Genomic DNA, 19,081 nt, shown 5'->3' with positions numbered 1-19,081 from the left:
GGTCAGTAACCGGGAGGCGGCGTGACGGTGACGTAGGTGACGCTGCCGTTCACATAGCTGCGGTTGTACCAGGTTCCGCTGCAGCCGTAGTAGCTGACGCCGCCATACGGCACGACGGTGGGGGTGCAGGGAAGCACCGTCACGTAGTTGGGACCCGCCGTGGCCGCACCGGCGATGTAGCCGGCGGTCGCTCCCACCGCAGCACCCGCGAGGGCCCAGCCCCAATCGTCGTCGTCGTCGTAGTAGTGATGACCGTCCCAGTCGTTGGCGATGTTCTGCGCCGCGTAGGCCCGCGATTCCGTGCGCTCGGTCTGGCCTTGCTGGCGGGCTTCCGTGCGTTCGGTCTGGCCCTGCTGGCGCTGGCCCTGCCGCTCGGTCCGCTCCTGCTGGCCCGAAGTCCGCGTGTCGGCCCGGGCTTCCGTGCGCGTCTGCTTCGTCTCGGCGCGCTGCGCGGAACGCTCCGTAGCGCCGGACTGCCGGGACGCCGTCTGCGCGGAGGCCGTCCGCTGGCTCGACCGCTGGGTGGCGCCGGCCTGCCGGGCTCCCACTCCCGCCGTGGATCGTCCCGCCGAGGAACGTTGAGCGGAAAAGCCGCCCCCCGCCGCCGGGCCGGATCGGGAGAATCCCCCGCCGCCCCCTCCTCCTCGGCCGCCGCCTCCACCGCGACCACCGCCGCGGGCATAGGCATCCGCGACCGATCCGGCCACCAGCAACAGGGATGCGGCGATGGAAAAGATAATCCGTGACGATTGCCGTGACGACGACCTGTTCATTTCGGCGCTCCTTCCGAACCACCGGCCGCGTTGCGGCGGACACGGATCATGACCGGAATGCGTTCCGCGCCGTCGGGAGGATGGAAGGCGAGCTGCGCCGGTTGGACGTCCGGGTTGAGGTTCCAATCGGAAAAGTCGGCCCGGTACTGCGGCTCGCCCTCGTCACCCTTGTAGGTGATGGTCACACGCTCGGGCAGCGGCGGGCCTTCGGTGGCGATCCAGATCTGGAAGTCGACATCCTCGGTCCGCCCCGCCAGGTGATCAGTCGGCACCGAGGTGAGCATGTCCCGCTCCACATAGTCGAGCGTTTGAAGGCGTTGCTCCAACTCATCCGGCAACGTGCTGACCAGCAGCAGCGCCAGCGGCAGCCGCACCTGAAGATCCTGGACCAGATAGCGCACGGCGTCGTCGATGGTGCCGGCCCGTTCGATCTGGGCATAGACGTTCTCGTCCGCATTGAACACGGAGATCGCCTTGCCGTCGAACGTCACCAACGACCGCTTCCCGTCGCTCTCCTGCGCTTCGACCCGCAGCCCGTCGGGACGGTTCAGGGTGAGGGCGCGCCGCTCGCCGAACGTGATCTTCTCCCCCGTGTCCTGAACCACGTCGTAACTGGCCCGGATGGTCACGGTGAAGCGCTGGGCCTGGGCGAGCGTGTCGGCCATGCGCGTCAGGACGGTCATCGCTTCGTCGTCGATCGGCGAGTCATCCGGCTCGTCCTGCTCGACTGCTTGCGGCGGGTTGTCGGACGGCGGCGCCTCGGTCCCGAAAGCCGGCCCGACCAGGGCGAAAATGCAGAGCGCCGGGCACAGCGCCGACCGTATCAGCCACCTGGGTCCGTTCATCGACATCCCTCCTGCCCCGCTTCCTGCCCCGGACGCTGCGCCGGCGGCATTGATGAGGGGCCTGGAGTCATTGAGCCGCGTGGAACGGAACCATTGAAAGTAGCAGCCACGGTCGATGCAGGCCGCTACGGTAACGCTGTCCAAATTGCCGGTGCGCCCGGAGCCGGTCGAGGCCCTGTTGGGCGGACCACGGCGAGTGCGCCAAGTACGCTACCGTAACATCCATTACGGTAACCGAGACCGCGAAAGCCGTCCGATGCTTAGGCTCGTCATCGGGCCGGGTGTGTCCTGAACAGTCGGTCCAGCGGCAGGGATCAGCGAAAGCCAAGCTACCGTAGAATACTCGTCAAAGACGGCGTCCCAGGCTACAGGACTTGGCTGTGGACGACAACGCACCACACCGGACGACCCCAGTTCCGCACCCCAACTTCGCGTTTCGAAGACGGCGCTGGGGTATGCCAGGCAAAACAGGAGGACAGCATGAAGCGTCGTGCAACCTTGCCAACGGCCACCGCCACCGCAGTGGGCATCCTCTGCGGCGTACTCCTGGTGCCGGGCACCGTTCCGCACCCGGCGTCGGCGCAGGACAGGCCCGTTCTGACGAACGTCATTCCGGAAAGTGCCGCCGTCACGCTCCACGCAAAAATCACGGCCATCGATGCGGCCAAGCGGAAGGTCACGCTGGCCGGACGGTCGGGCACGCCGGTCACCGTCATGGCCGGGCCGGCGGTGCGCCTGGAGATGCTGAAGGTGGGAGACACCGTCGACGCGCAGTTCTACCGCTCCGTGGCCTTCATGGTGTCCCAACCCGGTGCGCCCGTGCCCGAGGACGAGATCCAGCAGACGGTCGCGCGCTCGGTCGAGGCGCCGGGTGGCATCGGGGTGCAGGTGACACGGCTCAGCGGGCTGGTCGTCGGCATCGACCTTGGCGCGAACAGCATCGACCTCGTCAATCCCAACGGCGGCGAGGTCTACACCGTCAACGTGACGGACCCCGCCCGTCAGGCGAAGCTTCCCTCGCTGAAGGTCGGCGACACGATCACCGCTGTCGTCAGCGAAGCCCTCGCGGTGTCGATCGAGCCGGCGCGCAAGAGCTGGTTCTGAACGGCGGTTCTCGCGAACGCAGTCGAAGTGGCGGGGCCAAGAAGCACGGGCGGAGGGCATGGGAGTGCACGCAAGCCAGGATGCCCGGCCGGTGGCGACGGGCGGCGCAGGAGCCCGCGGGATGAGGCACCCGCCCCTTCCGAGGGGCTTCGCCGTCGCGGTCCTGCTGGTCTGGACGCTTCTTGCCGGCGGATGCGCGACGGCGGTCAGCGTCGAACGCGTGGACCACGGCACCGTCCACCAGCAGCTCACGCACAACGTTCTGTCCGCGCACGCGCTCAGCGATCCAACCCACAACGTGCTGCGCCGGTGGTCCCTGACGGACCGCTTCCTGACGCAGCCGGAGAACGCCATGGCCGACCTCCGCGCGCTGGTCACGCAGGGGCATGGCGGCGCCGACGAGATCTTCGCCTTGGCCGAGATGTCGTTCCTGCACGCCGAGGAGCGGGGAGGGCCGCCTTACTATCTGGCGTCCGCCCTCTACGCCTACGCGTTTCTCTTTCCGGGAGGACTGGACCAGCCGCCCAGCCCCTACGATCCCCGGTTCCGGCTGGCCACCGACCTGTACAACCGTAGCCTGACCTCCGGGCTGGCGACGGAGGACCGAACCGGCATCGCCATTCGGGAGGCCCGCCACCCGCTGCCGTTCGGTGAGTTGGACGTGGCCTTCGATTCTCGGGAACTGGTGTGGGGCGGGCGCCAGCTGACCGGCTTCTTTCCGGTCGCCGAACTGCAGGTTCACGGCCTCGACGCCCGTTATCGCCAACCCGGCATCGGCGCTCCCTTGGCGGCGGGGACCACGCAGGGCACCCTGGCGAAGGGCTTCCAGGTCGCCCCGCGCGTCAAGACCCCCGTGACCGCGCTGCTGCGCATCCCCGATCCTAGGCGCCAGATCATGGGCGGGCAGGTGCGCGCGCAACTCGAACTCTATCCCGCGTCCGAAACCGAAGCGGTGCTGATCGACCGCCAACCGGTGCCGCTGGAGGTCGAGCACACCGCCACGCTGGCCTACATGCTGGACGGCATGCCGGTCTGGGAATTCGAGTTCGGCGGCTTCCTGCGCGGCGGCCTGCTGGACAAGATGCCGTCCCGCCTCGTCGCGCTGGAGCCGTACCGGTCCGGCCGCATTCCCGTCGTCTTCGTCCACGGGACGGCATCGAGCCCGGTGCGCTGGGCCGAGATGCTGAACGATCTGAGAAGCGACCCGCGCATCCGCGACCGCTTCCAGTTCTGGTTCTTCAGCTACGAAACGGGCAACCCCGTTCCCTACTCCGCCCTTCTCCTGCGCGACGCGCTGCAGGAGGCGGTGTCCACCCTGGACCCGTCCGGGCGGGATCCGGCGCTGCACGAGATGGTCGTCATCGGACACAGCCAGGGTGGCCTGCTGACCAAATTGACGGCGGTGGACACGGGTGCCCGGCTGTGGAACGCGGCGTTCCGCAAGCCGCCGGACCAGCTTCAGCTCGACCCGGAAACGCGCGACCTGCTGACGCGCGCCCTGTTCATAAAGCCGGTTCCGTCGGTCAAACGCCTCGTCTTCATCGCCACGCCGCACGGCGGCAGCTACGTCGCCGGCAACCGGATCAGCCAGTTCGTCGCAAGTCTGGTGCGGTTGCCGGGACGCCTGCTGAGAGTGAGTTCGGAAATCGGCAAGCTGGACGACGCCAGCACCACGCTTGCCGGACAGACGGGGTTTGGCAGCGTCCACGCCATGACCCCCGGCAGCCTGCTGGTCCAGACCCTGGCGCGCACGCCCATCGCCGCGGGGGTCAAGGCGCACTCGATCATCGCGGTGCGCGGCGACGGGCCGGTCGAAACCGGCGACGACGGCGTCGTGGAGTACAAGAGCGCCCACATCGACGGGGTCGAGTCCGAGTACATCGTGCGGTCGGGCCACTCGACGCAGTCCGACCCGCGCACGATCGAGGAGGTGCGCCGCATCCTTCTCCTCCATTGGGATGAGTCCTGCACGAAACGCAATGAGTGTGGACCACCGGGCGCCGGCGCCCCGCGCGTCGCGAGCCGGACCCGTTGACGGTGGCCCCCATGATGGGCTTCTTGCCATGATGGGCCTGGGACGCGCCGTTTCCGCTCTTATCCTGTCCGGCGCCCTGCTCTGCTCCGCGCCTTCGCGGGCGGACCAGCGTGCGGATGAGGCGCCATGGCTCCCCGTCTCGCAGGTCATGTCCGAACTGGCCCGGAACCCCGAGTTCGTGGAAGCCCTGTACCGGCGCCTGGGGCGCGATCCGAAGGCGGGCGGCATTCTGGGACCGGACGAGATCAAGCGGCTGCGCGAAATGATCCTCGGCAAGGATTTCGAAGGGCTGGACCGGTTTCCCGGGCTGACGGTCCAGGGAATGGGCCGGTCCGTGCGGCTTGCCGGAGCCATGCTGAGCCGGTCCAGCGATGATGACCTCCCACCAGATCCCGCGACGGCCGAGCAGACGGCCGAGCAGACGGCCAAGGAAATGGCCAAGGAGATGGTCGAGGAAGGGCTGGGCATTCCCGCCGTCGGCACCCCCCCGGCGCCGGATGCCTATCTGCGCCCGCTGGGCTTTGGGTTGGAAGCCGGCGACCGCGTCGATCCCGCGTTGGCCGAACGCTACGCCGATGGCCTGCGCCTGGCCGAACTGCTCAACCGCCTTTCCCTGAACGCGCCGGGCGGCGGAGAGCGGTACCGGGTCGTCCTTGTTGAAGGCCAAACTGACGGCCGGAGGTTGGACACGCCCCGCGCCCTGATGGAAGCGTTGGCGCGGAACGGCCACGACGTGGAGGTCCGCGATTCACGGTATTTCGCCAATTTCGGCGACCTGATCTACCATGGCCGCGACGTCCTGACGCCGTTCTGGATCGACACCCGCCTGCCGGTCCCCGGGACGGACCGCAACCTTCTGGTTCCGGTCAGCCATTCCCAGCACGAACTCATCGTCCGCGGCCCGGTGGTCAACGCAGATCTGTCCTTCTATTTCGGAATCGACGGCCAGGCCGTGTTCCGCCCGAGCGTGACGCGCGATCAGGCCTGGGTCATGGGCAGGGTGGCGCACCGCTACCGCGGGGAGGAGGCTATGGAGGTGATCCGCCTCGCCGGCGTCATTGTGCGCGCCTACGATGTGATCAAGCGGCGCCATCCGGAGCTACCGTTCGGCGGCTATTACGCGCTGGGCGTCTGCAACGACGTGAACGCGATGATCGAACTGCGCATGCGGGGCGAAACGACCCTGTTCCCGCTGACGCTCGATCCGCAATTCTTCACGGACACAGGCGAGGTCGGCCGGCTTGCCGCGAGCCTGCCGTTGGACAGCCGGTGGCGGTCGGCGGCGGACCCGCGGCGCGTTCTGGGGTCCCTCCCCGTGGACGACCTCGCCGCGCTCCCCCTCCCCTCGCTGAGGGAGGATTTGGAGAAGGTCCGCGCGGCGTGGGAGGGCGGTCGTCTCCCACGGCCGGGTGTCGGCGGCATCACCCTTCTCGGAGCCGTGATGGCCGCACTTCTCGCCGCCGGCCTGTGGTCGGTTCGCCTGTGGCTTGTTCGGCGGCGGCGCTGACCGAGGATGACCGGCCGGCCTCACTCCGTGGGCCATTGCAGCTCCGGAATGATCTTCAACGGGTAGTTGGGCTTCTCGTAGCCGTCCGGGTCCTGGCGCTTGGGCAGCTTCACGGTTTGCCTGGGCAGCTCTTCGTAAGGGATATGGTCGAGCATGTGGCGGATGATGTTCAGGCGCGCCCGCCTCTTGTCGTCCGACCGCGCGACGAACCACGGCGCCCAGGAGGTGTCGGTCTCCACGAACATGTCGTCGCGGGCGCGCGAATAGTCGTACCAGTGGCCGTAGGACTTCAAATCCATCGGCGACAGCTTCCAGACCTTCCGCCCGTCGTTGATCCGTGCCTCAAGGCGGCGCGTCTGCTCTTTCGGGCTGACTTCGAGCCAGTATTTCAGCAGAACCACCCCGGACTCGATGATGGCCTTCTCCACGCTCGGGACGGCGTCGAGAAACCGCTTCGCCTGTTCCTCGGTGCAGAAGCCCATCACCCGCTCGACTCCGGCGCGATTGTACCAGCTCCGGTCGAAGATGACGACCTCCCCGGCGGCGGGCAGGTGCGGGATGTAGCGCTGAATGTACATTTGCGACTTTTCGCGCTCGGTCGGGGTGGGTAAGGCGACAACACGGAACACGCGCGGACTCACGCGCTCGGTGATGGCCTTGATGGTTCCGCCCTTGCCGGCGGTGTCGCGCCCCTCGAAGACGACGCAGACCTTCATGCCTTTGTGAACAACCCACTGTTGCAGCTTCACCAGTTCGACATGAAGTTCCGCAAGCGCACTTTCATAGTCCCGCCGCTTGAGCTTTGGTTGCGCGCACTCCACGCGATGGGCGGTCTTCAGCTTCTTTGCCATGCTCATCATCCTCGCGGACGGGTTTTGGGTGTGATCCGTGACGGGACTGGCGATTTATTGGCAGAAACGGCGAGCAGAAAACGGCGAACAGACTTGGCGGCAGCTTGGCGGATGGTCATACACCATCGATCCGGCTCTGGAGTTCGAGCAGAATTTCCTGCTCAAGATCCGCGATAAGCGCGCGGCACGCGGCGGTGCGTTTCGAGCGTCGCCCGCTGTTCGACGCCTCCCAACCCCGCAAAATCTCGACGGCCTCTCCGTAGTCTTCGCAGAGACTGCGAAAGAACCGGTTGTCCGCGCTGTGTTGTTTGATCATCTCCTCCAAATCCGGGAACCGCTCCACGACGTGCCGCAGCTTGTCCGACATGGGCGAGTCTCCCCGGTTCTGGAAGAGCGCCGGGGTGCCTGCCTTGTTCCGGACTTTGCTCTTGACCAACCTGCACCGGATCGTCCGCCGCCTTGAAGGGTGAAACGGTTGGCTTTGATACCGTAACAGGCAAAAAGAACGGCTTTGTGCGCGTCACGAAAAAGGTAAGGGCTATCATTCCGGACGAAGTAATGAAGCCAGGGCGTGGGCGTGAAACGGCTATACCGTCAGTGAGTGTTCCAGTCTCCATTTCTTAGGAATAAACTGCACCCTGCCCTTGTCCGGCATGGGTTTCTGCAATGATCGCACCCACCGCTCATGACCAGAAACTTGTTTTGTATTCGAACGAATTTTCTCGATCTTGCGTCGTGCGCCTCGTGATCATGACGTCTACAGCTTCCAGTGCCTGGCCCCAGCGCCTGGCCAATGTAGACCGTCCCGGCATGGACCGCATGGTGTAGCAACCCCTTGCCCTGTGGGCACGGTTGCCGGATGGACTTAACGGAAGGAGGGCGCTCGTGCTTCACGCCTCCGAGGAACCGCAGGCCACTGATTTACCAGCCTCCGCCATCACGGCACCGCTCATCGATGCGGCGTTGGCGCGCGTGCTGGTCAGCCGCAGCCTGCGTGGTTCCGCCCGTGGCCGCCGCTTTCTGCAATTCATCGTGCAGGAGGCTCTGGCCGGGCGCGCCAACCGCATCAAGGCCTACACCATCGCCATGGACGTGTTCGACCGCGACGCCAGCTTCGACCCGCTGCTCGACCCGGTAGTCCGCATCCAGGCTGGCCGCCTTCGCCGCGCCCTGGAGCATTATTATCTGACCGAAGGCGCCGCCGACCCCCTGCGCATCGCCATTCCCAAGGGCGGCTACGTCCCCCAATTCTCCTTGGTGCCGGTCACGGCCGGCGCCGACCTTCCGGACGAAGCCTCCAGTCCGGCATCGGTGCCAACCCGTGCGAGGCTGACCCTGCCTCGCGCGCCGCTGATCCTCGGACGCCGCATCGACCTCCCGTTCCGCTGGCTGGCCATCGCGGCCACAGTCATGGGTCTGGCCCTCTTGCTTCTGGCCGTGGCCGGTCTGGAACTCTTCGCCGGGTGGCGCGGCGTCGCTCCCGACCCGTCGAGGAGCGCCCTGGAGCGCGCCGCGGCGCCGGCCGCACCACAACGCGCGGTGCGCGGTCCGGCCCTGTTGGTTCTGCCGTTCACCAACGGCTCCGGCGACCCGACGCTCGACCTCGTCGCCGACGGCATCACCGAGGATCTCGTCGCGGCGCTCGTCCGCTTCGACGATTTTCTGGTCTTCGGCGCCGACACAAGCTTCCGCTACCCGTCGGCACCGGCGTTGCGCGAGGCCGTGCCGACCACCCGTGTCGACTATCTTCTGAAGGGCAGCGTCACTCAGACCGGTGACTACATCCAGGTGACGGCCACGCTGATCGCGGCCAAGGACCATCGCTACCTGTGGTCGGACAGCTTCCGTCGCGCTGCCACGCCGACCAAGCTGCTGGACCTGCGCCACGACATCGCCGTTCAGGTCACCCGCACCCTGGCGCAATCGGACGGCGTGATCGAACGCGAGGAAGCGCGGGCCAGCGGCGAGCATGCGCCACAGGATCTGTCGTCCTACGCCTGCCTTCTGCGCACCCGTCAATATTGGCGCCAGTTCAGCGCCGCCCTTCACGCCGAGGTGAGGGACTGCCTCGAACGGACGACCAGGAGCGACCCCGGCTATCCGGAGGCCTGGGCGGCGCTCGCCATGGTCACCATCGACGAGGCCCGGCTCGGCTTCAACCCCAGTCCGGCCCGGCCCAACCCGATCGATGACGGGCTGCGGTTGGCCGAACGCGCGGTGGCGTTGGCCCCGGACAGCGCGTTGTCGCATCAGGCGCTTGGGCTTGCCTGGTGGCTGCGCCGAGAGCCGCAGCGCAGCATCGCCGCCTACGAGCAGGCGCTCGCGCTAAACCCGAACGACAGCGCGATCCTCGCCGACCTGGGGCGTTGCTACAGCCTGACCGGCGAGTGGGAGCGCGGGATTCCGCTGATCCGCGAGGCCTTCACGCGCAACCCGGCGCAGCCGAGCTGGTACCGCATCGTGATCGCCACCTATCATTATATGAATGGTCGCTACGACGACGCGCTCGAAGAGATGCGGCGGGCCAATCTGGGGCGCGAGGTCATTCTCGGCCATGTCGCGCTGGCGATGATACACGGCCAGACCGGAAACCGGGCCGAGGCGGCGAAAGAGGTCTCCGAAATCCTGCGGCTCGACCCGAACTTCCCGATCAAGGTGATTGCCGAATTCGAACGTCGCAACATCCACCCGGACATCATCGTCCGGATCGTTGACGGCCTGCGCAAGGCCGGTCTTGCCATTCCACCGCCGCAGATGGCCGACGGGGAGAAGCTCTGAAAGGGGAGATCGGCCATGGCCGCAAAGGTGCGAATGGCGTTCATATTGACTGTGGCTCTGACGGCGATTGTGATTCTGGCGGCGCTCACGCCCATGACGGCGGCCGCTGCGACGGCTTCCGTGGAAAATGCGCGCGACGCCAGGATTTTCGAACTTCTCGACGACGATCAGAACGGCAGCGTCTCCATGATGGAGTTCAAGAACAACCAAATGTTGGTGTTCTATATTCTGGATCGCAACAAGGACCTGGCCCTGACCGCCGATGAGACATTTCTGCCGGCCGACGTGTTCGCGAGCATCGCCGGAGCCGATGGCAAGATCGACACTCTTGAGTTTCTCGAAATCGTCGATTCCGCCTTCAAGCAGGCCGACACCAATCACGATGAACTCCTCGACCGGCAGGAATTCATCGCGCTGCTCCATCGTGTCCGGAACCGATGAGTGAGTTGGCGGGCCGGCAGGACAGCTATGGACGGGGAATGGCGGTCGCCAGATTGTCCCGATGGGTGAAATCAAACGTTATGCCGGACCCCACAAAGGACGCCGGTCAGGACGCCCACTGGCGCTTCGGACCGACGTCGACATGGACGAAGTTGCTGTCCGGGTAATAGCCAACGCCGCCCCCGCGCAGGCTGAGCGCCGCGCGCTGCAGCGTGCGCAACGGCAGGCCGGGCACCCGCAGGTCGATGGCCTTGCCCTGCATATGGAAGCTGTTCTGGGCCACGCCGCTGCCGTCCTGCTCGCGCAGCCAGGCGTTGGATTCGGGAGAGCGGTAGCCGGAGATGATGTGCACCGGCGTCTTGCCGCCGACCTTGCGGGTCAGGGCGTGCAGCAGATCAAGCAGCTTCGGGTCAATGGGATGCACGGCCCCGGTGCGGTGGTCGCGCAGCAAGTGGTTGATCTCGCGCAGCCCGTCGCGCTGGTAGCGGCCCTTGGACCAGTATTCCGCCCGCACCCGCTCACCGGTGTGGAGGTTGAGGAGGACCAACTGCCGCGGCGGGGCGCGCAACGCCGCCTCCGACACCTCCGGGGCCATCACCATCCCGGCGGCGGCCGTCGCCAGACCGATGCGCAACAGTTCCCTCCGGCCGAGCTTGGCTGCTGGGGTCGGTTGGAATTTGGCCTCGGTCATCATGCCTCCATGGGGTCCCGAACGGGGCGGCGCATAGAGCACCCCCTTTTTGTCCGATGACTTTTGGCGGCAGAGCCCCCGCTTCTGTCAAGAAACCAATGGTTAACGTCTTTAAAACGCCCAGACTTGCTGGGCTTGCCGGGGCGGCCATAGGACGGCGGGGAAGGCGGCGGAGTGCGTTACAAGGATGAAACACAGCGGAGCGCGCTTCCGATTCGCCCGAGTCCCCGCCGGAACCGGTCGTGACAAGGTCAGGGCAAAAAACGGCAACCATAAGAGGTACTGCCGCGATCTTTACCGTTTAGCCTTCGGTAAGGAATCTACCCCCATAGTTTGGATAGTGGAAACAACCCCCGTCAAATTCCTGCCCGTGTCCCCCGTCGCCACAGCCCCTGCGCCGGCACCCTCCTATCTTCGGCCCGATCAATTGGCCGAGGTTCTGGACCGGCACGCCCGCTGGATCAAGGGACAGCCGGGCGGCGCGCGCGCCAATCTGGCTCTGGCGGACCTGGAAGGCGCCGATCTGTCGCAGCGCGACCTGCGCGGTGCGCGGCTGGTCGGGGCCAAGCTGGCGCGCTGCCGGCTCAGCGGCACCAATCTGGCCGGCGCCGATCTGTTCGGCGTGGACCTGCGGGACGCCGACATCACCCGCGCCAATCTGATGCAGACGGATTTGCGCGGCGCCCGGCTGCGCTCCGCCGATTTCTCGAACGCCAATCTGCGCGACGCCGACCTGCGCGCCGGAACGATGGAGCCGGGTGGCACCGCCCGCCGCGGCGCCGGTCCGGACGCCCATCCAGACGTCCAGGACGCCGAAGCCACCCGGCAAACCCACCGGACCGCCCTGGCCCGCCTTCAGGGCGGCGTCACGGCGGAGGGTGGAATCCCGACCGATCTGACCGGCGCCGTGCTGGCCGGCGCCAACCTGACCGATGCCGACCTGTGCGGCGCGGTGCTCCAGAACGCCGACCTGTCCGGCGCGGTGCTGACCGACGCCAACCTGTCGGGCGCGCGGCTGAACGGGGCCAACCTGACCGGCGCCCTGCTCGACGGCTGCACCTTCGACAACGCCGATCTGGTCGGGACGCGAATGGTCGATTGCGACCTCTCGCAGGCCAAGCTCGGCTCCGCCTGCCTGACCCGCCCGATCGACAGCATGGGGTCGGAAATCCAGCGGGCGATCTTCGACCATGAGCGCTGGATCGACAGCGTCGGCCAGCGCGGGGAGCGCGCCGAACTGGACGGCACCGACCTCAGCCGCGCCGACCTGCGCGGCGTCAACCTCAGCGCGGCCTCGCTGCGCGGCGCCAACCTGTCCGACGCGGCGCTGACCGGCGCCCGGCTGATGATGGCCGACCTGTCCGGCGCCAATCTGGAGCGCGCGAACCTGATGGGGGCCGACCTGTCCGGCGCCAACCTCAGCTTCGCCCGTCTGACCGGGGCCGACCTGACGCGGGTCAACCTCGGCCCGGCGGAGATCAAGGACCCCAGCGGGCGTCCCACGGGTCGCTCCTGGGCGGCCAATCTGATGGGCGCCGACCTGCGGCAGGCCATGCTGACCGACTCCCGCATGGTTCAGGCGAACCTGACCGACGCCGATCTGGAGAACGCCGACCTGGACGGGGCGGATCTGGCCGGCGCGAAGCTCCAACGCGCCCATCTCAAGGGCAAGGCGCCGCGGCGGCGCTGAGCCGCTTCCCTTCGTTTCCCTTCGCTCCACGACGTCATCATCCCGCAAAGGATCGCGGGGCATAGTGCGGCACCTCGATCCGCCGGACGGTCCGCCATGCCCACCCTTCCCCGCCCCCTTCGACGGCGGGACGCCTTGCGCCTGATCCCCGCCGCCATCCTCGCCCTGTTCGTCCGCCCCACGCGGGCCGAGGACCCGCGCCTGTCCGAAATCTGGCGGTGCGGCGGCGGCGACTGCCCCGGCTACGAGTATCACCCCCACGACGGCGACCCGGAGCACGGCGCACCGGCGGGCACCGCCTTCCAGGATTTGCCGGCGGACTGGTTCTGCCCACGCTGCGGCGCCGGCAAGCCGGATTTCCGTCGGATGGGCGATTGATCGGAAAATTGACCTTGCCATGACCTCCATGATCGGCAATTATTGCCGTTATGGACGATACAGACCGCAAAATCATCGCGCACATCCAGCAAGACGGACGCGCTTCCTACGCCGACATCGGGACGGCGGCCGGACTCTCGGTGTCCGCCGTGAACGAGCGGCTGAAGAAGCTGCAGGCCAATGGCGTGATCCAGGGTTGGGGGGCGCGGCTGTCGCCCAAGGCCGCCGGGCTGGACGTGCTGGCCTTCGTCGAGGTGCTGCTCGACCGTCCGGAGCATGACGCGCCTTTCCGCGACGCCATGCGCACCACGCCGGCGGTCCAGGAGTGCCACCACGTCACCGGGGACTGGTCCTATCTGCTCAAGGTGCGCGTGGCGAACACCGAGGCGCTGGAGCGCTTCCTGTCCGACCGGCTGAAGGCACTGCCCGGCGTCGTGCGCTCCCACACCGTGATCGCGCTCTCCTCGGTCAAGGAAACGCCGATCCTTCCCATCGTGTCTGACTGACCCACCCGGAGCACCCGCCATGGACACGCTGCCTGCCCTGCTGAAGGGTCTGATCATCGGATTCAGCATCGCCGCCCCGGTCGGGCCGATCGGGCTTCTGTGCATCCGGCGCACCCTGGCCGACGGGCCGGCGCATGGCTTCGTCAGCGGGCTGGGTGCTGCCAGCGCGGACGCGGTCTATGGCGCCATCGCCGGCTTCGGGGTGGTTCTGATCACCGACGCGCTGCTGGGCGCGCAGGTGGCGCTGAAGCTGGTCGGCGGGCTGATGCTGCTGTGGCTGGGCTGGAGCACCCTGCGCGCGCGCCCGGCGGAGCACGCCGCGGACGCCCGCGGCGGTGGCGGCCTGGCCGGGGCCTATGCCTCCACCTTCGCGCTGACCCTCGCCAACCCGGCGACGATCCTCAGCTTCGCCGCGGTGTTCGGCGGGCTGGGCGTATCGGCGGGGGACGGGAGCAGCACCGGCGTGGCCGCCCTGCTCGTCGCGGGCGTCTTCACCGGGTCGGCGATGTGGTGGTTGGGGCTCAGCGCCTCGGTCGGGGCGTTCCGGCGCCGGGTCACGCCCGCCGCCATGCTGTGGATCAACCGCGTCTCGGGTGCGGTGCTCGGAGTGTTCGGGATCGCAGCCCTCGCCTCCCTCCTGTAAGGGGACGGGATACGCCGGTCACCCGGAGCAAATCAGAACAGTATTGTCACCGGGCCGCCCAACGCGACCGCGGCGACGATCAGAATGGCCACCGCCGTCAGCTTCTCCGCCGCCGACCAGCGCTGCCAATCCTTCTTGAAACTCTTGAGATCCTGGGCCATGGCAACCTCCGCCATCCCTGACTGTCCGTGTTGAGAGCGACATTGGACGCTTCCAGTTGATGTTTGGTTAACGTCGCCCGGAAACTCTTTCATCCATCGCAATGCCACAGGTAATCGGAAGAAAAACTGATGCAAGTCAAATAGAGGGCAAAAGCGGGTACAATTTTCGGCATCCCCCATGAGGAGGCCCCCGGGCGCGACCCGCGTCCCCCGGATGGAAGGGTTTCCACCGACGGTCCGATGCCCCAAATCCCTTTGGACACCCATCGACGCGTCGGCGCCGGACAAGCCTGACCAAGCCCACAAGACATGAGGTGCTGGCGGTGAGCGGACTGAAGATCGGACTGGCCCTGGGCAGCGGGGCGGCGCGTGGCTGGGCGCACATCGGCGTTCTGCGCGCGCTGGAGGAGATCGGGGTCGAGCCCGACGTGATCTGCGGAACCTCCATCGGCGCGGTGGTCGGCGCGGCCTACCTGACGGACCAGCTGGACGAGTTGCAGGCCTGGGCACAGAGCATGGGCTGGCTCGGCATGCTCGGCATCATCGACCTGACCTTCCGCCGCGGCGGGCTGCTGGCCGCCGACCGCACCTTCGACCGCTTCCGCAACCACCGGACCGAAGTCACCATCGATCAGCTGCGCAAGCCCTTCGCCGCGGTCGCCACCGACCTCAGCACCGGGCGGGAGATCTGGCTGCGCGACGGGCCGATGCTCAGCGCGGTGCAGGCGTCCGCCGCCATGCCCGGGCTGTTTCCGGCGGTGCGGCGCGACGATCATTGGCTGGTGGACGGCGCGCTGGTCAACCCGGTCCCGGTGTCGCTCTGCCGCGCGCTGGGCGCGGACGTGGTGATCGCGGTCAACCTGAACAGCGAGCTGTCGCCGCTGAGCCGCCCCTCCGGCCGCGGCGCCGCCAAGCTGCGCAAGGCGGCGGAGGCGAAGCCTGCCCAGATGCAGGCGTCTCAGATGCAGGAGGCCCGGATGCAGCAGACCCAGCCCGTGCCGGAGGTGGCGATGGCGCCGGCGGGGGATGCAACCTCCCCCGTCTTCTCCACCCTGACCTCGCAGATCGCCTCCTGGATGGGACGGCGCCCGGCGGCGCGTACGCGCTTCCTCGCCGACCAGCTGACGCGCGCACCGGCCTCCAACGTCCCGCCCAACGTGATGGACGTGATGGCCGGGTCGATCGACATCATGCAGGACCGCATCACCCGCTCCCGCCTCGCCGGCGAGCCGCCGGACGTGCTGATCGCGCCCCGCCTCGCCCACATCGGCATCCTGGAGTTCGACCGCGCGGAGGAGGTGGTGGAGATCGGCTACGGCGCCGCCTCGATCCTCAAGCCGGCGCTGGAACTGGCCCTGCGCCGGGCATAGCTGCGCTCAGACGGGAGCCGCCGGCCACATCCAGGTCAGTTCGTGCTTGTTGTGGTTCAGGTGCAGCACCCGCCCGCCGGGGATCGCGGCGAAGGCGCGGGCCGTCTCGTGGTCGGTCTCGGCCTGGAACTTCAGCGTGCAGATGAAGCGCTTGGCCAGCCCGCTCTCCATCCACTGGTTCACCAGCCGCAGCAGGCGCGTGGGGTAGCAGATCACGTCGCAGCACAGCCAATCCACCGGCCCGACATCCTGCGGCTTCAGGCCGAAGGCGCTCTCCTGGCGGAACTCGATGCGCGGCAGGGCGGCGATGGCCGGGTCGAGCGGCGCCTTGTCGACGCTGACCACGCTGGCGCCCAGCTCGTGCAGCACCCAGCTCCAGCCGCCGGGGCAGGCGCCGAGGTCGATGCAGCGGTCGCCCGGCCCCGGCTGTTCGCCGAACAGGGTCAGCGCTTCCCACAGCTTCAGATAGGCGCGGTTGGGCGGCACCGTGCGGTTCTCGACGAAGGTGACCTCGCCATGGCGGTAGGGGCTGGAACAGCGCGCCGCCGCGACGATGGTGTTCTCGTCCAGCAGCGTCCAGGAGCCCAGCGGCGCGGTCGGCAGCGGCGACGGGAAGACCACCGGCTTGGCCGAGACGTGGGGCAGGTTTTCCTGGATCAGGCTGGCCCGGCGGTGATGGCGCAGCGTCCAGAGCGCCCAGTTGCGTTGGATGGAGCGGAGCGCCCGCGCCCCCTCCTTGATCGACGCGAACTCGATCCGCACCGGGTCGTGCCAGATGTTCTGCGCCCAGGCGGCGGGACGCGCCGGCCCGTCGGCGAAGACCAGCCGGTCCTCCACCGCTGCCACGTCGCCCAGTTCGGCCACGAGGTCCTGAACGAAGCCCTCGGACGCCAGATAGATGGTCTGCCCCAGCGGGGTCTGCGCCGGGGTCGCGCGGGCGGACGAGGTGTCGGATGAGTCGCTCATGCCGAGGGGCTAGCGCCCCTGGCGTTCGATTGCAAGAGCGCGGTCGAAGAAATCGGCGATCTCCGTGTTCAGTCGCTTGTGGAAGGCCGTCCGGTCGAAGCCCGGCGGGTCCCAGGCGGGCGGCCCGACCTCCGCCGCGATGGCGGCCGGAACGGGCATCAGGAAGGCGAAGTGCCCGGCGTCGCGCACGACCTCGTATTCGGGTGGCATGGGCAACCGGTCACGCAGGCCCTCGACTTGGGAAGCCGCGATCTGCTCGTCCCGTTCTGCCCGGTACAGGCGGATGGGGATCGTCACCCCGGCGAGGCCGTCCTTGGAGAAAGGAACGCCGACCGGCGCCATCAGGACGGCGGCACGAATGCGCGGGTCGCGCGCGTCGACACGAGCCTGCGTCTCCTCGTTCCCAAGATGGCAGAAGCGCTCACCGGCGGGCGGGGTGCGGCAATGGGCGGCGATGCGTCCCAGCTCCGCCACCCCACCGGCGGCCACCAGAACCGTGTATCCGCCCGCCGAGAAGCCGAGGGCGCCGACGCGTTCGCCGTCGAGGCGGTCGGCCAGTTCCGGCTCCGCCAGAAGATGGTCGAGCGTGGCGGACAGCTGGGCCGGGCGCTTGCGCCACATCCGCTCGGTGCCGGCGTCCCGGTCGTCGTCGAAGGCGTTGCCCCGGTGATGAACTGCCGCGACCACATAGCCCCGCCGGGCCAGAGCCATGGCGGTGTCCGCGTGGCCGAAGGCGCTCCCCCCGGACCCGTGGGACACGACCACCAGCGGGTGGCGCCCCTCGGCCACCGGCCCGCCCTCCGCCACTTGGAACGTGAAGGGGCCGCGCCGCACCGGCGTTTCCGGCGCGTCCGTCGGATACCAGACCACCGCGCGGGTCATGCCGCCGTCCGCCGGGTCGGTGAAGGCCAGCGCGCGCATGCCCACCTCCGCCGCGGCAGCGCCCGCCCAAAGGACCACGACCCCAGCGATCGGCAGCCACCCCATTCGCAGCACCGCATCCTCCCACCGCTTGAAGAAAGGCGTCGACGATGGAGGTAGCCGCATCCCCCGTTCGCCAGGGCTGTGACATTCCGCCGCAATCCGCTCAAATTTGGCTGTCATGATTCAGATCAATTGACAATCATTCTCAGTCGCAGCACATTGGCCCCCAGCAAGACCGCACAACACGCACCGCTGCCGGGGGCCCATGTACGTCTGCATCTGCCACGCGCTGAACGACAAGCAGGTTACCAAGGCGCTGGAGAATGGCGCCCGCACCCCGGCCTCCGTCTTCCGGCATTACGAGCGTCAGGTTCAGTGCGGCAAATGCGTTCCGATGATGCGGGAGATGGCCCAAAGCCATTGCGCAAACCAGTGCCAGGCCTGCCCCAGCCAAGCCGCGACGCAGCAGCCTGTCCTGCTGCCGGAGCCAGCCAACGCCGAAAGCTTCCCCTACGGCATCGCAGCGGAGTGATGGGCCTCGCCCTTTCCCACCCCACCAAGTTATTTCGATAACCCCCGCAGTTCCGCTCAGTTGAAACACAGCAATCGCCGCCCGATTGCCGCCGAGTGCTCTTTCAATCCGGGGCGCTATGGAATTATTTCGGAACGGAACAGCCTTTTCGCGCCTTTTTCTTCCGTTCGATAGCGGTTCACCCCTTCCTTTTGGCTGCGACAAATCGCCATAGACTTATACCCCTGGCCCGCTTGACGGGGCGGGGCCGATCGTGCAGAAAGAGTCCAACCCGGATTCAAGAAATCCGAAGCATTCGGAGCGGCATGGAGCGCTCCTGACTGGACGGGACACACAAAAAAACAAGTCGTCTGGAACTGGAATTGCTTTTCATACGTCTATGAAAAGCAACCGGATTGATTCCTTATTTTGGCGCCGCAGCAATGAATTTTTGCAATGCACATACTTTTTGAAAACAGGAACCCAACGCAAGGCGCCAACCTGGAACACCGATCGGACGCCCAGTCGAAGGGTCCCGGAGCAATCCGAAGGCCCGGGCAATCAGAAGGGAGAAGCGAGAGATGAGCCGCCGCAACCGGCACGCCCATGACGCCAAATGCCGTACCCTGCTTCAGGCGACTGCCGACCGGCTGGACCGGTTGCGGTCGCAGGTGGAGCGGTTCGGTCTTGAAGGTCACGAGGGCATGAGCCGGGACGAGTTGGAGCGCACGCTGGACGCCCTGCGCGGCCAGCACAACAGGCTGTCCGCCCGCGTCGAGGCGGCGCGCGGCGCCACGGATGACGCCTGGACCTTTGCGCGGGCAATTGCCGATCAGGCTGCCGCCGAATTGGCCGACGGCCTCGACGGCATGGAAGCCCGCCTGAAACGCGTGGCGGCCTGACCGCG

The 19,081-nt window shown here is 67.4% G+C and carries 20 protein-coding genes; 12 read left to right on the top strand and 8 right to left on the bottom strand.

Going from position 1 to position 19,081, the window contains the following annotated elements; genetic code table 11:
• Positions 1-2: 2 nt before the first annotated feature.
• Both ACWPN7_RS24330 and ACWPN7_RS24325 read right to left on the bottom strand, forming a co-directional pair.
• A complete protein-coding gene (locus ACWPN7_RS24330) occupies positions 3-548 on the bottom strand; it encodes a hypothetical protein (protein WP_051657816.1) in 546 nt (181 codons plus the stop codon).
• A 221-nt stretch (positions 549-769) separates the two neighbouring features.
• Positions 770-1,618, bottom strand: a complete 849-nt coding sequence (locus tag ACWPN7_RS24325) for a DUF2092 domain-containing protein (RefSeq protein WP_051658071.1) — start codon at positions 1,616-1,618, stop codon at positions 770-772.
• 480 nt (positions 1,619-2,098) lie between these two features.
• Here ACWPN7_RS24325 and ACWPN7_RS24320 point away from each other — a divergent pair, with 480 nt between their 5' ends.
• The 3 genes from ACWPN7_RS24320 to ACWPN7_RS24310 all read left to right on the top strand — a co-directional run bounded on the left by ACWPN7_RS24320 (position 2,099) and on the right by ACWPN7_RS24310 (position 6,264).
• The gene (locus ACWPN7_RS24320; protein ID WP_137103079.1) at positions 2,099-2,722 is read left to right on the top strand and encodes a hypothetical protein; all 624 of its coding nucleotides are present in this window, start codon (positions 2,099-2,101) and stop codon (positions 2,720-2,722) included.
• 121 nt (positions 2,723-2,843) lie between these two features.
• Positions 2,844-4,757, top strand: coding sequence for an esterase/lipase family protein (locus tag ACWPN7_RS24315; protein WP_407823793.1), 1,914 nt, complete (start codon positions 2,844-2,846; stop codon positions 4,755-4,757).
• Positions 4,758-4,785: 28 nt separating this feature from the next.
• Positions 4,786-6,264 carry a hypothetical protein gene (locus tag ACWPN7_RS24310; protein ID WP_492273468.1) on the top strand — a complete coding sequence of 493 codons (1,479 nt, stop codon included), beginning with the start codon at positions 4,786-4,788 and terminating at the stop codon, positions 6,262-6,264.
• 20 nt (positions 6,265-6,284) lie between these two features.
• On the opposite strand, the gene ppk2 is transcribed toward ACWPN7_RS24310, so the two are convergent.
• Positions 6,285-7,115, bottom strand: coding sequence for a polyphosphate kinase 2 (ppk2, locus tag ACWPN7_RS24305; RefSeq protein ID WP_459196532.1), 831 nt, complete (start codon positions 7,113-7,115; stop codon positions 6,285-6,287).
• Between the two features lie 115 nt (positions 7,116-7,230).
• Positions 7,231-7,482, bottom strand: coding sequence for a hypothetical protein (locus tag ACWPN7_RS24300; protein ID WP_014239554.1), 252 nt, complete (start codon positions 7,480-7,482; stop codon positions 7,231-7,233).
• 518 nt (positions 7,483-8,000) lie between these two features.
• Here ACWPN7_RS24300 and ACWPN7_RS24295 point away from each other — a divergent pair.
• Both ACWPN7_RS24295 and ACWPN7_RS24290 read left to right on the top strand, forming a co-directional pair.
• Positions 8,001-9,893 carry a tetratricopeptide repeat protein gene (locus ACWPN7_RS24295; protein WP_459196531.1) on the top strand — a complete coding sequence of 631 codons (1,893 nt, stop codon included), beginning with the start codon at positions 8,001-8,003 and terminating at the stop codon, positions 9,891-9,893.
• A 15-nt stretch (positions 9,894-9,908) separates the two neighbouring features.
• Complete coding sequence (locus ACWPN7_RS24290) at positions 9,909-10,334, top strand: EF-hand domain-containing protein (protein ID WP_103038957.1); 426 nt, start codon at positions 9,909-9,911, stop codon at positions 10,332-10,334.
• 106 nt (positions 10,335-10,440) lie between these two features.
• Here the strand turns inward: ACWPN7_RS24290 and mepK are convergent, their stop codons facing one another.
• Positions 10,441-11,025, bottom strand: a complete 585-nt coding sequence (gene mepK / locus ACWPN7_RS24285) for a peptidoglycan L,D-endopeptidase MepK (RefSeq protein ID WP_247875149.1) — start codon at positions 11,023-11,025, stop codon at positions 10,441-10,443.
• A gap of 427 nt (positions 11,026-11,452) precedes the next feature.
• Here mepK and ACWPN7_RS24280 point away from each other — a divergent pair, with 427 nt between their 5' ends.
• The 4 genes from ACWPN7_RS24280 (at position 11,453) to ACWPN7_RS24265 (ending at position 14,242) form a co-directional block, all read left to right on the top strand.
• A complete protein-coding gene (locus ACWPN7_RS24280; protein ID WP_247875150.1) occupies positions 11,453-12,715 on the top strand; it encodes a pentapeptide repeat-containing protein in 1,263 nt (420 codons plus the stop codon).
• A gap of 96 nt (positions 12,716-12,811) precedes the next feature.
• Positions 12,812-13,093 carry a rubredoxin gene (locus ACWPN7_RS24275; RefSeq protein ID WP_103038955.1) on the top strand — a complete coding sequence of 94 codons (282 nt, stop codon included), beginning with the start codon at positions 12,812-12,814 and terminating at the stop codon, positions 13,091-13,093.
• A 50-nt stretch (positions 13,094-13,143) separates the two neighbouring features.
• On the top strand, positions 13,144-13,599 hold the full coding sequence (locus ACWPN7_RS24270) for an Lrp/AsnC family transcriptional regulator (protein ID WP_038527484.1): 456 nt from the start codon (positions 13,144-13,146) through the stop codon (positions 13,597-13,599).
• Between the two features lie 19 nt (positions 13,600-13,618).
• Positions 13,619-14,242: a LysE family translocator gene (locus ACWPN7_RS24265; RefSeq protein ID WP_459196530.1), complete on the top strand. Its 624-nt coding sequence runs from the start codon at positions 13,619-13,621 to the stop codon at positions 14,240-14,242.
• A 32-nt stretch (positions 14,243-14,274) separates the two neighbouring features.
• Here ACWPN7_RS24265 and ACWPN7_RS24260 read toward each other — a convergent pair whose 3' ends face one another.
• Positions 14,275-14,403 carry a hypothetical protein gene (locus ACWPN7_RS24260; RefSeq protein ID WP_256380053.1) on the bottom strand — a complete coding sequence of 43 codons (129 nt, stop codon included), beginning with the start codon at positions 14,401-14,403 and terminating at the stop codon, positions 14,275-14,277.
• 314 nt (positions 14,404-14,717) lie between these two features.
• Between ACWPN7_RS24260 and ACWPN7_RS24255 the strand changes: the two genes are divergently transcribed.
• Positions 14,718-15,773 carry a patatin-like phospholipase family protein gene (locus ACWPN7_RS24255; RefSeq protein ID WP_103038953.1) on the top strand — a complete coding sequence of 352 codons (1,056 nt, stop codon included), beginning with the start codon at positions 14,718-14,720 and terminating at the stop codon, positions 15,771-15,773.
• Between the two features lie 6 nt (positions 15,774-15,779).
• On the opposite strand, the gene ACWPN7_RS24250 is transcribed toward ACWPN7_RS24255, so the two are convergent.
• Positions 15,780-16,739, bottom strand: a complete 960-nt coding sequence (locus tag ACWPN7_RS24250; RefSeq protein WP_459196529.1) for an SAM-dependent methyltransferase — start codon at positions 16,737-16,739, stop codon at positions 15,780-15,782.
• 9 nt (positions 16,740-16,748) lie between these two features.
• Positions 16,749-17,726, bottom strand: coding sequence for an alpha/beta hydrolase family protein (locus ACWPN7_RS24245; RefSeq protein ID WP_459196528.1), 978 nt, complete (start codon positions 17,724-17,726; stop codon positions 16,749-16,751).
• A gap of 202 nt (positions 17,727-17,928) precedes the next feature.
• Between ACWPN7_RS24245 and ACWPN7_RS24240 the strand changes: the two genes are divergently transcribed.
• Together ACWPN7_RS24240 and ACWPN7_RS24235 are read left to right on the top strand one after the other, a co-directional pair.
• Positions 17,929-18,195: a (2Fe-2S)-binding protein gene (locus ACWPN7_RS24240; protein WP_459196527.1), complete on the top strand. Its 267-nt coding sequence runs from the start codon at positions 17,929-17,931 to the stop codon at positions 18,193-18,195.
• 560 nt (positions 18,196-18,755) lie between these two features.
• Positions 18,756-19,076: a hypothetical protein gene (locus tag ACWPN7_RS24235; RefSeq protein ID WP_456525056.1), complete on the top strand. Its 321-nt coding sequence runs from the start codon at positions 18,756-18,758 to the stop codon at positions 19,074-19,076.
• The last annotated feature ends 5 nt before the right edge of the window (positions 19,077-19,081 follow it).

The organism is Azospirillum sp. UENF 312511 (assembly GCF_058780635.1).
Note: the sequence above shows the minus strand (reverse complement) of the source record. Positions and strands in the feature narration are given on the sequence as shown.